The 13,547-nt window shown below is 61.0% G+C and carries 17 protein-coding genes; 13 read left to right on the top strand and 4 right to left on the bottom strand.

Annotated elements, in window-relative coordinates; translation table 11 throughout:
• Window positions 1-6: 6 nt before the first annotated feature.
• Window positions 7-891, bottom strand: coding sequence for a LysR substrate-binding domain-containing protein (locus tag ACZZZU_RS06655; RefSeq protein ID WP_463550143.1), 885 nt, complete (start codon window positions 889-891; stop codon window positions 7-9).
• 158 nt (window positions 892-1,049) lie between these two features.
• Between ACZZZU_RS06655 and ACZZZU_RS06650 the strand changes: the two genes are divergently transcribed.
• The 10 genes from ACZZZU_RS06650 (at window position 1,050) to ACZZZU_RS06605 (ending at window position 9,834) form a co-directional block, all read left to right on the top strand.
• Window positions 1,050-2,168: a trans-sulfuration enzyme family protein gene (locus ACZZZU_RS06650; protein WP_463550142.1), complete on the top strand. Its 1,119-nt coding sequence runs from the start codon at window positions 1,050-1,052 to the stop codon at window positions 2,166-2,168.
• A gap of 19 nt (window positions 2,169-2,187) precedes the next feature.
• Window positions 2,188-3,075, top strand: coding sequence for a transporter substrate-binding domain-containing protein (locus ACZZZU_RS06645; protein ID WP_463550141.1), 888 nt, complete (start codon window positions 2,188-2,190; stop codon window positions 3,073-3,075).
• Between the two features lie 21 nt (window positions 3,076-3,096).
• Window positions 3,097-3,843, top strand: a complete 747-nt coding sequence (locus ACZZZU_RS06640) for an amino acid ABC transporter permease (RefSeq protein ID WP_463550140.1) — start codon at window positions 3,097-3,099, stop codon at window positions 3,841-3,843.
• Window positions 3,840-4,526: an amino acid ABC transporter permease gene (locus tag ACZZZU_RS06635; protein WP_463550139.1), complete on the top strand. Its 687-nt coding sequence runs from the start codon at window positions 3,840-3,842 to the stop codon at window positions 4,524-4,526. The genes ACZZZU_RS06640 and ACZZZU_RS06635 overlap by 4 nt, the downstream gene beginning before the upstream one ends.
• Before the next feature lie 195 nt (window positions 4,527-4,721).
• Window positions 4,722-5,147, top strand: a complete 426-nt coding sequence (locus ACZZZU_RS06630) for a helix-turn-helix domain-containing protein (RefSeq protein ID WP_122493707.1) — start codon at window positions 4,722-4,724, stop codon at window positions 5,145-5,147.
• A gap of 92 nt (window positions 5,148-5,239) precedes the next feature.
• Window positions 5,240-5,626: a DUF2946 domain-containing protein gene (locus tag ACZZZU_RS06625; RefSeq protein WP_463550138.1), complete on the top strand. Its 387-nt coding sequence runs from the start codon at window positions 5,240-5,242 to the stop codon at window positions 5,624-5,626.
• 89 nt (window positions 5,627-5,715) lie between these two features.
• The gene (locus ACZZZU_RS06620) at window positions 5,716-7,752 is read left to right on the top strand and encodes a TonB-dependent receptor (protein ID WP_463550137.1); all 2,037 of its coding nucleotides are present in this window, start codon (window positions 5,716-5,718) and stop codon (window positions 7,750-7,752) included.
• A 237-nt stretch (window positions 7,753-7,989) separates the two neighbouring features.
• Window positions 7,990-8,679, top strand: a complete 690-nt coding sequence (locus tag ACZZZU_RS06615; RefSeq protein ID WP_463550136.1) for a B3/B4 domain-containing protein — start codon at window positions 7,990-7,992, stop codon at window positions 8,677-8,679.
• A 76-nt stretch (window positions 8,680-8,755) separates the two neighbouring features.
• Entirely contained in the window at window positions 8,756-9,406 is a 651-nt protein-coding gene (locus ACZZZU_RS06610; protein WP_463550135.1) for a LysE family translocator, read from the top strand.
• Window positions 9,403-9,834, top strand: coding sequence for a GNAT family N-acetyltransferase (locus ACZZZU_RS06605; protein WP_463550134.1), 432 nt, complete (start codon window positions 9,403-9,405; stop codon window positions 9,832-9,834). Before ACZZZU_RS06610 ends, ACZZZU_RS06605 begins: the two co-directional genes overlap by 4 nt.
• A 1-nt stretch (window position 9,835) precedes the next feature.
• Here the strand turns inward: ACZZZU_RS06605 and ACZZZU_RS06600 are convergent, their stop codons facing one another.
• Window positions 9,836-10,009, bottom strand: a complete 174-nt coding sequence (locus ACZZZU_RS06600) for a DUF2986 domain-containing protein (protein WP_463383340.1) — start codon at window positions 10,007-10,009, stop codon at window positions 9,836-9,838.
• 117 nt (window positions 10,010-10,126) lie between these two features.
• Here ACZZZU_RS06600 and ACZZZU_RS06595 point away from each other — a divergent pair, with 117 nt between their 5' ends.
• Complete coding sequence (locus tag ACZZZU_RS06595; RefSeq protein WP_463550133.1) at window positions 10,127-10,558, top strand: hypothetical protein; 432 nt, start codon at window positions 10,127-10,129, stop codon at window positions 10,556-10,558.
• A gap of 29 nt (window positions 10,559-10,587) precedes the next feature.
• On the opposite strand, the gene ACZZZU_RS06590 is transcribed toward ACZZZU_RS06595, so the two are convergent.
• On the bottom strand, window positions 10,588-11,490 hold the full coding sequence (locus ACZZZU_RS06590; protein ID WP_463550132.1) for a LysR family transcriptional regulator: 903 nt from the start codon (window positions 11,488-11,490) through the stop codon (window positions 10,588-10,590).
• Between the two features lie 128 nt (window positions 11,491-11,618).
• Here ACZZZU_RS06590 and ACZZZU_RS06585 point away from each other — a divergent pair, with 128 nt between their 5' ends.
• Together ACZZZU_RS06585 and ACZZZU_RS06580 are read left to right on the top strand one after the other, a co-directional pair.
• The gene (locus tag ACZZZU_RS06585; RefSeq protein ID WP_463550131.1) at window positions 11,619-12,503 is read left to right on the top strand and encodes a pirin family protein; all 885 of its coding nucleotides are present in this window, start codon (window positions 11,619-11,621) and stop codon (window positions 12,501-12,503) included.
• Window positions 12,504-12,553: 50 nt separating this feature from the next.
• Window positions 12,554-13,198: an NADPH-dependent F420 reductase gene (locus ACZZZU_RS06580; protein ID WP_463550130.1), complete on the top strand. Its 645-nt coding sequence runs from the start codon at window positions 12,554-12,556 to the stop codon at window positions 13,196-13,198.
• Window positions 13,199-13,256: 58 nt separating this feature from the next.
• On the opposite strand, the gene ACZZZU_RS06575 is transcribed toward ACZZZU_RS06580, so the two are convergent.
• Window positions 13,257-13,412: a hypothetical protein gene (locus ACZZZU_RS06575; RefSeq protein ID WP_463550129.1), complete on the bottom strand. Its 156-nt coding sequence runs from the start codon at window positions 13,410-13,412 to the stop codon at window positions 13,257-13,259.
• Window positions 13,413-13,547: the final 135 nt, after the last annotated feature.

Raw genomic sequence — 13,547 nt, 5'->3', positions numbered from 1 at the left:
CCACCGTCAGTGGCCGGCCAGGTGCTGCTCGGCAATGCTCACCAGCAGATTGCCCGGCGCGGACAGCGGCGCCGTGGCGCTGTGGATCACCAGGGTATTGAAGTAGATGTCTTCTTTGAGCGGCAGCAATTTCAGCCCCGGCCATTCAAAGGCTTCTAGGGCGATGGGGTCGACAAGGCCGACGCCGGCACCGCTGACCACCAGCGAGGCGATGGTCAGCGTGTACGGCGTTTCAATGGTGATGCGCAGGGCCTTGCCGGCTTCGGCCATCACGCCATTGAGAAAGCGTTGGGTCGAGTCGGTAGACGACAAACCCAGGTACGAATAGTCGGCCAGATCCAGCACCGACACCTCGCTCATCGCCGCCACGGGATGATCCACCGGCACCGCCAGCAAGGCGCGGCGCCGGGCGATGCTGCGGGCGACGATACCGTGGGTGTCGATCTCTTCGGCGGCAAAACCGATGTCGCAGCGGCCGCTGGCGATCAGTTCCCGGACCTCGTTGGAGGAGCAGATATCCAGACGCACCGAAAGGTCGGGCAACTGGCGCTGCAACTCGGCGAGAAATTTCGGCATCGGCCCGTAAGCCATGGCAGGCAGGCAGGCGATAGAAAGCAAACCGCTGCGGCCTTCGCGCAGGCTTTTGGCTTTTTTCTCCAGCTGATCCATGCCGGAGTAGAGCTTTTCCACGTCGACGAATAGCGACTTGGCTTCCGGCGTTGGCCGCAACCGCGACGATTCGCGCTCGAACAGTTTGAAGCGCAAGTTGCTCTCCAGCTGGGCAATCAGGCGGCTGACCACCGGCTGCGAGGTGTGGATCATTTCGGCGGCGCGCACGGTACTTCCAGTGACCATAACCGCCCGGAAAGCCTCGATTTGTCGCGGGTTCATCGCTTACCTATATCAATAATGAATTGATGCAAGACATCTTCGCATTGGAAGTTATACGTGCAATGCGTCAATTTCGGAACCCTAAGAACCTGGCACGCCAAAGGCCCTCCGTGAAATCACTCTTTCTGCCCGCTGACCTTCGCCCCATTCGCGCGCTTATGCCCGAGTTCACGGCGCTGAATATGTCGGTTCACCATGCGTCCACGCTGACCTTCACCTCGGCGCGCAGCTTTTTGAACCGTTCGGAGCGCATGTTCGACGGCTTCAGCTACGGCCTGTACGGCACGCCGACCGGGCGGGCGCTGGAAAAGCAGATAGCGACCATTGAAGGCGGCGAGTTCAGCTTGCTGGTGCCCTCAGGGCTGGCTGCCGTCACGCACCCGATGCTGGCCCTGCTCAAGCAAGGCGATCACGTGTTGCTGGCCGACTGCGTGTACGGCCCAACGCGCGAGCTGTGCACCTCGCTGCTGGCGCAGTACGGCATCACCCACACGTTTTTCCCGGCCGACGCGGCCACTATCGAACCGTGGCTAACGCCTTCAACGCGCCTGGTGGTGCTGGAGTCGCCGGGCTCGTACACCATGGAAATTCAGGATATTTCGGTCATCTCAGCACAAGCGCACAAGAACGGAAGCCTGGTGTTGATGGATAACGCATGGGGTTTTGGGCAGATCAACTGCTTCGAGCATGGCGTCGACATCGTCAGCACCGCGCTGTCGAAATACGCCAGCGGCCACTCCGATGTGTGCATGGGCGTGTGCACGGTGAAAGACCGCAAGCTGTTCGAGCGCCTGAAAACAGCGTTCATGGCGCTGGGCACCGGCGTTGCGGCGAGCGACGCGTACCTGGTATTGCGCGGCTTGCAGACGCTACCGGTACGTCTGGCCGAACACGCCAGACGCGGTTACCACATCGCCAAATGGCTAATAGGCGTCGAGGCCGTGGAGCAGGTATTTTTCCCGGCACTGGAAAGCGACAGCCAGCACGAGCGCTTCAAGCGCTACTTCAGCGGCGGCAACGGCGTGATCAGTTTGACGCTCCGTGAAACCGATCAAGCCCGCATCGAGCGCTTTGTCGATAGCCTGAAGCACTTCCAGATCGGCGCCAGTTGGGGCGGTACGCAAAGCCTGGTGGCCTTGGCCAACATCAGCGCCAGCCGCACCTCGGTGCCGTGGAAACAATCGCCATGGATCGTGCGTCTGCACATCGGCCTGGAACCCTTGGACCAGTTGCAGCGCGACCTTGAGTTGGCGCTTGCGACGCTTTCGAAAAAATAACCACAGGGCAGCACATACGATGAACAAGGTCTTGGCACTCGCTCCGCTATTGTTGGTGGCTCAACTGGGGCTGGCGCACGCCGCCGGCACGTTGGACAAAATCAAAGCGACCGGCGCCATCACCCTCGGCACGCGAGAGGCTTCGACGCCGTTCAACTTCATCGACGACAACGGCAACCATGCCGGCTTCGGTTGGGAGATTTCCCAGCGCATCGCCCAGCGTGCACAGCAGGAGCTGGGTTTGCAGGCTCTCCAGATCAACACCCTCAATCTCACGCCGCAAACCCGTATCGCCCTGGTGGCTAACCAAACCGTTGACCTGGAATGCAGCTCCACCACTAACAACACCGAGCGGCAAAAACAGGTGGCGTTCTCCAATACCTTTTTTGTCGTTGGCACGCGCCTGTTAACCCGCAAGGATTCCGGCGTTCACGACTTCGCCGACCTGGCCGGCAAGTCGGTAGTGGTTGAAGCCGGCACCACCTCCGAACGCCTGCTGCGCACGTTGAACAGCGAGAAAAACCTCGACATCCGCATCCTGTTATCGAAAGACAACATCTCAAACTTCACCACCGTCGAGACGGGCCGCGCGGTGGCTTCGATGGGTGACGACATCATGTTCTACGGCAACATCGCGACCGCGAAAAAGCCCGAGCTGTGGACCGTGGTCGGCACGCCGCAGTCGCTCGAAGCATACGGCTGCATGCTGCGCAAGGATGACCCGGCGTTTAAAAAACTAGCCGATGAGGTGATCGTTGGCATGCAGAAGTCTGGAGAAATGCACCAGCTCTACGACAAGTACTTCAACACCCGAATCAACGTGAAAGGCGGCTTGCAAATACACGCACCGCTGTCGGCCGAAAACGCGCAGCTCTACCAGAATCCCAACGACCGGGCGCTTCAGTAAGCCTTTCAGGACCGCACGTTTATGAACTACAGCTGGGACTGGAGCTTCTTTTTCAAACCCTCTATCACGGGCGAAGGCCTGTATGGAGTGCTCCTGGCTGAGGGCGTGCTGTGGACGCTGGCGCTTTCGTTGTTGTCGTGGGGCTTGGCGTTGGGGCTGGGCACGCTCACCGGCATGGCCAGAGGTGCGGCTAACCGCGCGCTGCGTTGGACTGCGGCGGTCTATGTGCACTGTTTTCGCAACACGCCGCTGCTGGTGCAGTTGTTTCTTTGGTACTTCGTGGTGCCGGAGCTGTTGCCGACAACGTGGGGCGACGCGCTGAAGCAGATGAACCCGATGCTGAACCAGTTCCTCAGCGTGGTGATGTGCTTGACGCTGTACACCACGGCGGGCGTGGCAGAGCAGGTGCGGGCCGGGCTGCAATCGGTGTCGGCGGAGCAGGCGATGGCGGCGCGGGCCATGGGGTTCGGGCGCTGGGGCGTGTACCGGTTTGTGCTGCTGCCGCAGGCGTTTCGCGTGGTGCTGCCGTCGTTGACGTCAGACTTTATGAATGTGTTCAAGAACTCGGCGGCGGCCTTGACCATCGGGCTGATGGAATTGACCGGCCAGAGCCGGCAGATCAGCGAGTTTTCCGGTCAGCCGTTTGAGTCGTTTATTGCCGCCACGTTGATTTACATGGGCATCACCTACGCCGTCGTGCTGCTAATGCGCCACCTGGAAATGAAGACGGCGGAGCCCGAGCTGCGCGAAGCCGGGGCGCTGCGGTGAGTTACGAATTTGATTGGAGCGGCATCGTGCCGGCGCTGCCTTATTTGTGGCAGGGCCTGCAGACCACGCTGCTGCTGGTGGCCGTCGCGCTGGTGCTGGGTTTTTCGCTGGGCTGCGTGCTGGCCGTGGTGCGAATTTACGGGCCGAGGCCGCTGGCCAAACTGGCGGCGGGCTACGTCAATCTGTTCCGCGCCATTCCGCTGATTTTGACGATTTTCTGGATGTTTTTTCTGATGCCGTTTGTGCTCAGGGCAATCACGGGCAACCCCTACCTGACGGTGGGGGCGATGTACTCGGCGATTATCGCGCTGGTGCTGGCCGAGTCCGCCTACTTCTGCGAAGTGGTGCGCGCCGGCATCAACAGCGTGAGGGGCGAGCACATGGCGGCCGGCAAAGCGTTGGGCATGAGCACCTTGCAGTGCCTGCGTTTGATCGTGATGCCGCAAGCGTTGCGCAACATGAGCCCGGCCCTGGTCAGCCAAACCATCGGGCTGCTCAAAGACACCTCGCTGGTGTACGTCATCAGCCTTAACGACTTTCTCGGTGCGGCCGGGCAAATGGGCCAGCGCAATGGCCAATTGGTGGAGTTCTATTTGTTGACGGCAGCGGTTTATTTAGTGCTGTGCAGTGCCGGTGTCGTACTGGTTAATTATTTACAGAAGAGGAACCGGCAAGCGATTTGAATCAGCTGCTTTGAATTAGCTGTTGTTGAACTCGCTAAGTTGAAACAACAAACAACGATAATTCGATACATAACGAGCGCCGCGCTAGCCAGCAGCGGACGCCAGCAACACCGCGGCTCGCAAGTCAGTCGCCTTTAACTTTCTGCCCAATTATTTGTGCACCCAATCCTTATATCCATTTCAGGAGAATCTGTTATGGCGAGTCTTTCGCGCGCCTATGTTTTGCCCACGGCTGATCATTTCGAACAGTCCAAACAGACTCAAGTAATCGGTGGTTTAGCGCCTTGGCGCGAACGATTGGCTAAACAGATGATTGCGGAAAACCTCGGCTGTCGATTAACCGTTCCGCAATTGGCAGAGGCCTGCGCCATGTCGCGCAGCCATTTTTCCAGGGCCTTTAAACGCACCACTGGGCTGTCGCCGCAAGAATGGATTCACCAGCAGCGCATGGCTCAGGCCAAGCAACTGATTGCTAACTCCGACAAGAGCCTGACCCAGATCGGCGCTGAATGCGGCTTCTGCGACCAGGCGCATTTCTGCCGCACCTTTTTGAAAACCGAAGGCACCAACCCAAGCACCTGGCGCTCCGGTACGGCGGCGATTCAATACGCGTCGATGTAAACGCAGGGTAGGGCGCACGCATGTTCCGTGCGGCAATTGCGCCCACTGCGCTGTCTGTTCGTTGCCAAAGCGCGGTGCTAGAGTCGCGCCCCATGAAAATGGCCCGCCACACTCGCTCACTGACTGCATGGATGCTGTACGCCAGCGTGCTGTTCAGTCTGTTCGCGTGCGGTATTCATCACGGCCAGATGAGCGCGCTAAACCTCAGCGGCCTGGGCGGCGGCTTCTGCTCGGTGTCGACAGACAGCGGCGCAGGCGTGGAGCTGACCGGCTCGGACACGCAAAGTGTTCATCTCGATCAGGTCAGTTGCCCGCTGTGTTCCTCGTTTGCAGCCGCGGTGGCGGTTAATACCGGCGACTGGTCGCTGGATTTCATCCCCGCGCGCAGCGTCGCGCCCATCGTCGTTCGCAGCTTCGCGCAACCGCCCCCGCGCCTGAATTGGCCCTCGCTCAACCCCCGCGCTCCGCCCATCGCTTGAACTGCCTCACGCGCCTTGCCGCGTTTTGTTGACGTGCCGTTTCGCAAGAAACGTGCATTCGCTTATCTGGCTTTTCAGGATTTCCTTCGATGGCTTATTCGCCTGTTTTTTTCCGCTCGTTCGGCGGCCTGTTTCTGCTCGTTCCCGCCTTCACTTTTGCCGCCACGCCGGCCGATTCAACCCTGACCCTCGGCGCCGTTACGGTGACTGCACCCGATGCCGGCCCGCTGGCCAGCCGCAATATTCTCAGCTCAGTCGATGTGGTCGGCAGCGACATCATTGAAAAGCAGCCGGTGCAATACAGCTGGGAGCTGTTCAACCGCGTGCCCGGCGTGATGCTCACCCAATTCAACCAGGGCACCACCTCCGGCAAATTGTCGTTTCGTGGCTTCAATGGCGAGGGCGAAGTGAACGCTGTGAAGCTGTTGATCGACGGTATTCCCAGCAACACCAACGACGGCAACATGCCCTTTATCGACATGGTGTTCCCGCTGGATATCGACAGCATCGAAGTGGTGCGCGGCACCAACGACCCGCGCTACGGCCTGCACAACATCGCCGGCAACGCCAGCATCAACACCCGCATCGGCGGCAACGAGGGCAAGCTGCGGGTGCGTTACGGCAGCTTTGATACCCAGGAAGTGCAGGTGGTCAAAGGCCTCGAAAGCGGCAACTGGAGCCAGAACTATTTTCTCGCCTACCAGCAAAGCGACGGCTACCGCGACCATGCCAACGCCGACCGCCAGAGCTTCGCCGGCAAGTGGTTCTACACCGCCGATGAAGACGCCTGGCGCGCCGGCTTGATCCTGCGCCACTACCAGGGCGACGCCGACGAAGCCGGTTACCTGAACCGGCGCGATGCCCATGACCACCCGCGCGATTCCTATGCCAACAACGCCACCGATCAAGGCAACCGGGAAATGAACCAGGCCAGCCTGCACCTGGATATCAACCTGGAGCACGACCTGTCGTGGGCCAGCAAGGCCTACCTCAATACCTTCAAAGATGAGCGCTGGACCCAATACTGGCGCAGCGTTTCCCAGCAGGAACGGGTGGCCGATGAACGTCAGTACGGCGCCCTCAGCACCCTGACCTGGCGCCCGGACGTGGAACACCTGCATGGCTTCGCCTTGGAAGGTGGCGCCGACGTGCAGCGCCAGGAGAACGAAAGTCGCCGCTACCGCACCACTCAGCGCGTACGCAGCGCGCAAACCCGCGACCAGCAGTTCGATCTGGATGTGGTCGGCGGCTATGTGCAGGCGGTGATCGAGCCCGTGGAGTCGCTGAAAATCATCCCGGCGTATCGCGTGGACAAGGTGTACGGCGACTACAGCAACGCGCTCACCGGCGAGCGCGCCGACGTCAACGACTACGGCCTGATCCGCCAGCCAAAACTCAGCGTGGTCTATGCCCCATGGGAGCACGCCAGCCTCTACGCCAACTGGGGCCGTAGCTTTCAGATCGGCGTCGGTTCGGCCAGCTACCGCCTGGCCAGCCAGCGCGACGACCTCAACCCCTCGATCAACGACGGTTGGGAAACCGGGCTGAAATTCAACCCGACGCCGTGGCTGGACGGGCGCATCGCCTACTGGGAACAAAAGGCCTCGGACGAGGTGCAACGCAAGCTCAACGATGCCGTCGGCGACTCGGAAAACGTCGGCGAAACCCTGCGCCGTGGCTACGACATTCAGCTCAATCTGTACCCCACCGAGGCCACCAGTGTGTGGCTGTCGTACTCGCGGCAGTTCTCGGAAATTCTCAAACCCAACCCCAACCTGCCCGCCAGCAAAGGCCAGGAAATGGACCACGTGCCCCATCACCTGTATGCCTTGGGTTCCACCTACCAGGCCAGCGAAGCGTTGCAGTTGTCGGCGTGGGTCAACGGGCAAAGCGACTACTACCTGGAACGCACCAACAGCACCGGCAAGTACGGCGACTTTGCCTTGCTCAACGTCGGCGCGAGCTACCGGATAAGCGCCGACGTGAGCGTGGATCTGCAAGTGAAAAACCTCACGGATCGCTACAGCGAATACGTGTGGTACGACGCCACCGCCAGCGTGCAGCAGTCGTTACACGCGCCCGCCGATGGCCGTGCGGTGTATGCGGGGCTGACGGTAGATTTCTAACGGGCGAGCCGGTAGCTGATAAGCAAAACTAATACGCCATCAGGTCTAATCATTAGACCTGATGGCCTTCAACAGCGAGGATTCAGCGGGCTGACCGACACTGGTCTTACATTTGCTGAGGAAAACGCCGTTGAAACACCGACTCCACGCCTTGATTCGCACGCTCCGTACCCTCGACGCTGCATGGGGCTGTTACGCCATGCGCAACCTCAAACGTCGCTGAGTCGGGGAGTTCCCATGTCATTGGTTTTGCCTGTTCTCGACGCCGAAATCGCCACCCTCGCGCCGGGCTTCTGCGCCCTGAGCATCAGCGTTGAAGCCGCTCCCATCACCCAGCCGCAGGTGGCCGCCGACGCCATGCGCAACGCCTGCGCTGCTGTAGCGGCCGGCGGCCCTGCGTGGGCTGACGCGCACCTCGCGGCATGGGCTGAAACGTTTCGCTTGTTCGGCGCCAAACCGCAGCGCACGCCGTGTTCGGCCGAAGCGCTGCGCAAGCGCGTGCTGCGCGACGGTGCGTTGCCGAGCATTGATCCGGTGGTGGATCTGTACAACGCCATCAGCCTGCAATTCGCCGTGCCGGTCGGTGGCGAAAACCTGGCCGCCTATGTGGGGCCGCCGCGTTTGACCGTGGCCGATGGCACCGAGCTGTTTGACACCTTCAAAGACGGCGCACCCGCCAACGAGGCGCCGGACAAGGGCGAAGTGATCTGGCGCGACGACATTGGCGTCACGTGCCGGCGCTGGAACTGGCGCCAAGGTGTGCGTACCCGCCTGGATTGCACTGCCACGCGCATGTGGTTTGTGCTTGAAGCGCTGCCGTCGATGCCGCGCGAAGCGCTGCAAGCGGCCGGCGATGCGTTGGTCGACGGGCTCGAAAAAATGATGCCCGGCGCTCGGGTAGACACACAGATGGTCGAGTTTTACTGAGGCATCTGTGTCTGGCAGGGCCCGTGGCCAACGTGATAATTCTTCGGCCTGCTCATTCGCTTGATAGGCGCGGCCCATGGCTTTCGACTTCCACCACCTGCTGCTGGTGCTCACCGTGTACACCCTCGGCGCCGCCAGCCCCGGCCCGAGCAACATGCGCATCATGGGCGTGGCCATGCACCGAGGGCGGCGCCCGGCGCTGATGCTGGCGGCGGGCATTATCAGCGGCTCGTTTTTCTGGGGCGTGATGGCGGCGTCCGGGGTGTCGGCGTTGCTGGCCAGCTACGCGCAAGCCATCGGTGTGCTGAAGATCATCGGCGGCGCGTACTTGTTATTCCTCGCCATTAAAGCCGGGCGCTCGGCGCTCACTTCGCAAGCGCAGCATGAACAAGCGCTGGCCGCCGCTCCGCCTGTTTGCGGCGCGACCTTGTACAGGCAAGGCTTGCTGATGCACCTCACCAACCCGAAAGCGATTCTGAGCTGGATCGCCACCATGACCCTCGGCCTGGGGCCGGGCGCCACATTCTCTACGGTGGCCGTCACCTTGGGCGCGTGCGCGGTGCTGAGCGTGAGTATTTTCGGCGGGTATGCGCTGATCTTCTCGACCGAGCCCATGGTGCGTGCCTACCGCCACGCGCGGCGCTGGATTGAAGGTGCGCTGGCATTGGTATTTGCGGCGGCGGGCATAAAACTGCTGTTAACCGGCGGCGTGGAGGGCAGGCCATGAAACCGATCACACTGGAAATTTCCAACGCACCAAGCGCCGAAACACAGCAGTTGATCCTCGATGGGCTGCGAGCCTTCAACCAAGGTGAAGTCGGTGCATCCGGCCATCAGCCGTTGGCCGTTCTGCTCCGCGCTGGCGACGCGGGTGGCGAGGTGCTTGGCGGCTTGAGCGGCTACACGGCGTGGGGCTGGTTGTTTATCGAAAAGCTCTGGGTGCCGGAAATGCTTCGCGGCCAAGGGTTCGGCGGCAAGCTGCTGGAAGCGGCAGAGCGGGAGGCGCTGATACGGGATTGCCATGGCGCGTGGCTGGACACCTTTAACCCCGAGGCGTTGGCGCTGTATCAGCGGCAGGGGTACGCCGTGTTCGGCGAATTGCCGGAATTTCCTAAAGGCCGGTCACGGTTTTTCCTGAAGAAATCCCTCGGCTGACTCAGGCCTCGTTCTGCGCTTCGCTGCTTTGCTCCGGAGCGCTTTGCGCCTCGGCCGCGAGCTTGAGGCGGTCGGCTTTGCAAACGTATTTAGGCTTACTTTTCGGCGCGAGTTTAGCGCTGGCCTTTTTCGCGTGGGCTTTGAGCAGCTGATTGATTTTTTTGCGGCGGTTCATGGTTGGGGTCTGCAGGGGGTGGGTTTGCGTTTGGCATTATCGGGAGCGCGGTTGGGGAGGGCTAGTGGTGTTTGTCCGGGATTTGGCATGCGGGGGTTTCAGGTTATGGTGTTCGGCATGCAAGCCTGGATCCCGAATTGTCGGACCACCGCTTACGCGAGGATGACGGAGGTTTTTGTTCAGTCCACCGTCATTCCCGAAGGCCACGGAGATTTGACTAAGCCCACCGTCATCCTCGCGCACGCGGGGATCCAGAGTTTTTCAGGTAACGGTGTTCGTCGGGCAATTCTGGATCCCCGCGTGCGCGGGAATGACGGCGGTTTTTATCGAAACACCCGTCATTCCCGCGAAGGCGGGCATCCAAGAGTCTTTCAGGTAACGGCGCTCGTCGGGCAATTCTGGATTCCCGCGTGCGCGGGAATGACGGTGGTTTTTATCGAGACACCCGTCATTCCCGCGAAGGCGGGGATCCAGAGTCTTTCAGGTTACGGTGTTCGTCATGCAAGCCTGGATCCCGAATTGTCGGACCACCGCCCTTCGCGAGGATGACGGAAGTCTCAACCGTGACTCACCTTCATCTACCCCTGCCGCCCCATCTCCTCCAACAAATGCCCCACCGCATGCTCCACAAAAGCCGTCACCGCCGCCGGTATCTGCCGGCGACTGGGGTACACCACGTACATATCAATATCCCGCTGCCGATAGTCCGGCAGCACTTCCACCAACGTCCCCGCCGTGAGGCTGGCAAACGCAATCGGCTGCGGCAGAAAGCAAATCCCCATTCCGGCCGCCGCCGCTTTCAGTTGTGCCTGTGCCGTGTTGGCGCACACGCGGCCCGTCACTTCGCACTGCGCCTCGCCCTGCGGCCCGGTGAAACGCCAGGTGGTCGAGCCGCTGGGTGTCGCCGGGAAAATGCACTGGTGCTCGCTCAGTTTCTCGATGGCGGCGGGCGTTCCGTGGGTTTTTAGATAGTCCGGACTGGCCACCAACACCCGGCTGCTGACCAGTATTTTGCGCGCGACCAGGCTGGAATCCGGCAGGGCGCCTGCGCGGAAGGCCACGTCGATGCGTTCGGCGATTAGGTCGACATGGTTGTCGCTGAGCATGAATTCCAACTGAATTTTCGGGTGCTGCTCAAGAAAGCGCGCCACGAACTCCATTTGGAATACGTCGAAGAAATCCGCCTGGGCGGTCACCCGAACGCGGCCTGCTGGCTCGTCGCTGCCGTCGACAAAGCGGCGGCTTACGTCCAGCAATTCGCCCACCTGGCTGGCGCTCTGCTCGAACAACGCGCGGCCGGCATCGGTGAGCGCCAGCTTGCGCGTGGTGCGGTGGAGCAGGCGCACGCCCAGGGTTTCTTCCAGTTGTTTTACGCGCCGGCTCAAAGTGTTCGAGGGCACGCCCATGCGCCGGGCGGCAGCGGCAAAGCTGCCGGCTTCGACAATCTGAACAAACAGGGCCAGGTCGTTCAGATCCAGCATCGGCATTGCTCCATAAGTGGACGAGTGAAAGGCAATTGTAGCCGCTAATCAAAGTAATGCCGACGCCCTATGATCACTCCCACATTCACCGCTGCCCCGTTCAACGGCAGCTTCCATCAGGAGTCGTCATGTCTATTTCAGCGCTTCGTACGGCCATTGGTAGCCGCACCGTCAGTCATCGCACTAGCGGCCATAAACATGGCGCCATCGTGCGGTTGATGAGCCCGAGCGATTTCGGCGAGCTAATCAAGCCGTTTGTGTTTCTCGACCTGTTCGAAGGCGACCGCACGTTCCTTGGCCAAATGCCGATGCACCCGCACTCGGGCATTGCCACCGTAACGGTGATCACTGAGGGCAATTTGCACTTTGATGACCCGCAAGCCGGCAGCGGCGAAATCGCCTATGGCGGCGTGGAGTGGATGCGCGCCGGTGGCGGCGTGTGGCACGGCAAGGAAATGAGCGCCGGCACCTCGCAGCGTGTCCAGGGTTTCCAACTGTGGCTGGCCTTGCCGCCAGAGCTTGAGAATGCCGAGGTCGACAGCCAATACATTGAAGCGGCCGAAATGCCCCACGCTGGGCCGGCGCGAGTGATCGTCGGTGAGCACGGCGGCGTTCGCAGCCCGGTGCGAGCGCCCGAGGGCGTGAATTATTTGCTGGTGACGCTGGGTAAAGGCGAGACCTGGGAATACACGCCGCCGACGGGCCACACCTCGTTGTGGGTGAGCGTGAGCCGTGGCCACCTGAGCGCACCGGAATTTATCGAAGCCGGCGAGTTGGCGGTGTTCGAAAAAGGCAGCCAGGCCGTGCGCCTGACGGGTGGAAAAGACGGCGCCGTGTTCGTGCTCGGCTCGGCCAAGCCCCATCCCCACGACCTGCACCTGGGTTACTACTCGGTGCACACCAGCGCCGAAGCGTTGCAGGCAGGCGAAGCAAAAATCGCTGAAATCGGACGTCGGCTGCGCGAGCAGAACAGCGTGAAACGCGCGTCCGGCTCGGTGCCCATTTTCAAATAACACAACACTCGCAAACGGCCCCTCGGCCCTCGAATTTTCTGGAGAGCATCATGAGTATCGGCATCATCGGTTCAGGCGCCCTGGGCGCAAGCGTTGCACGTGCACTGGCGAAAAAAGGCATCGCCGCCACCATTTCTAACAGCCGTGGCCCGGCATCGTTGGCCGCCTTGGTGGCTGAGTTGGGCCCAAGCATTAAAGCCGGCACGGTGGCAGAAGCGGCCAGCGCTGACATTGTGTTCGCCGCCATTCGCTGGACCGACGCCGAGGCCGTGATGAGCGCGTTGCCGGCGTGGAACAACCGCATCGTCATCGACGGCACCAACCCGGTAGCGTTTCTGGATCCCGCCAGCGACGACGCCAACGACCCCAGCAATCCGCTGGCCGCGTATGGCATCAAAGCCATTGATCTAGGCGGCAAAGATTCCAGCGCGGTGTTCAGCACCTACGTAAACGGCGCCCGCGTGGTGAAGGCGTTCAACCATTTGGATGTGAATGTGTTGGCTGAGCCGGAAGTGGCCGGTGGTAAGCGCGTGCTGTTGTATTCCGGTGATGACGCCGCCGCGAAAACCGAGGTGCGCGCGCTGATCGAAGCCATGGGATTTCACCCGGTAGACCTGGGCTCGCTGGCCGTGGGTGGCCCGTTGGCGGCGCTGCCGTTTGGTGCCTTTGCGGCGCAGAACCTGATCAAGATTTGAAGCCGTTTGCTTGAACGAAGGCCCGCCACCATTGGCGGGCGTTTGGCGTTTTCAGCGATCAGGTTTCCACGCCGCTGTCGCGCTCGCGTTCGTTTTCCGCCGCTTCATCCTCGCGTTGCGGCTGCTCGTTTTCCGCTGATTTGTCGGTCGGTTTGCCAAGCAATTCGTTGGTGGATTTCTGCGCGCTGTCGATCTGCTCGTTCAGCGCATTCACCGTGTCGCTCACCGTTTCACGGGCAATCTCTTTTGCGGCTTCGCCGGCTTTCTGGGTGAATTTTTATGCCGAGTCTTCGGCCATTTCACAGCCGCTCAGGGTTAAGCCAAGCGCGGCGCAGAGGGCGAAAAGGGT

The organism is Pseudomonas sp. AC136 (assembly GCF_979258585.1).
Note: the sequence above shows the minus strand (reverse complement) of the source record. Positions and strands in the feature narration are given on the sequence as shown.

Bases quoted from the DNA above. Each gene is read 5' to 3' on its own strand.
- ACZZZU_RS06650 (WP_463550142.1), top strand. From the start codon at position 1,050: ATGCCCGAGTTCACGGCGCTGAATATGTCGGTTCACCATGCGTCCACG.
- ACZZZU_RS06590 (WP_463550132.1), bottom strand. From the start codon at position 11,490: ATGCTGGATCTGAACGACCTGGCCCTGTTTGTTCAGATTGTCGAAGCC.
- ACZZZU_RS06615 (WP_463550136.1), top strand. From the start codon at position 7,990: ATGTCATTGGTTTTGCCTGTTCTCGACGCCGAAATCGCCACCCTCGCG.
- ACZZZU_RS06625 (WP_463550138.1), top strand. From the start codon at position 5,240: ATGAAAATGGCCCGCCACACTCGCTCACTGACTGCATGGATGCTGTAC.
- ACZZZU_RS06600 (WP_463383340.1), bottom strand. From the start codon at position 10,009: ATGAACCGCCGCAAAAAAATCAATCAGCTGCTCAAAGCCCACGCGAAA.
- ACZZZU_RS06580 (WP_463550130.1), top strand. From the start codon at position 12,554: ATGAGTATCGGCATCATCGGTTCAGGCGCCCTGGGCGCAAGCGTTGCA.
- ACZZZU_RS06595 (WP_463550133.1), top strand. From the start codon at position 10,127: ATGCAAGCCTGGATCCCGAATTGTCGGACCACCGCTTACGCGAGGATG.
- ACZZZU_RS06630 (WP_122493707.1), top strand. From the start codon at position 4,722: ATGGCGAGTCTTTCGCGCGCCTATGTTTTGCCCACGGCTGATCATTTC.
- ACZZZU_RS06645 (WP_463550141.1), top strand. From the start codon at position 2,188: ATGAACAAGGTCTTGGCACTCGCTCCGCTATTGTTGGTGGCTCAACTG.
- ACZZZU_RS06640 (WP_463550140.1), top strand. From the start codon at position 3,097: ATGAACTACAGCTGGGACTGGAGCTTCTTTTTCAAACCCTCTATCACG.
- ACZZZU_RS06605 (WP_463550134.1), top strand. From the start codon at position 9,403: ATGAAACCGATCACACTGGAAATTTCCAACGCACCAAGCGCCGAAACA.
- ACZZZU_RS06610 (WP_463550135.1), top strand. From the start codon at position 8,756: ATGGCTTTCGACTTCCACCACCTGCTGCTGGTGCTCACCGTGTACACC.
- ACZZZU_RS06655 (WP_463550143.1), bottom strand. From the start codon at position 891: ATGAACCCGCGACAAATCGAGGCTTTCCGGGCGGTTATGGTCACTGGA.
- ACZZZU_RS06620 (WP_463550137.1), top strand. From the start codon at position 5,716: ATGGCTTATTCGCCTGTTTTTTTCCGCTCGTTCGGCGGCCTGTTTCTG.
- ACZZZU_RS06585 (WP_463550131.1), top strand. From the start codon at position 11,619: ATGTCTATTTCAGCGCTTCGTACGGCCATTGGTAGCCGCACCGTCAGT.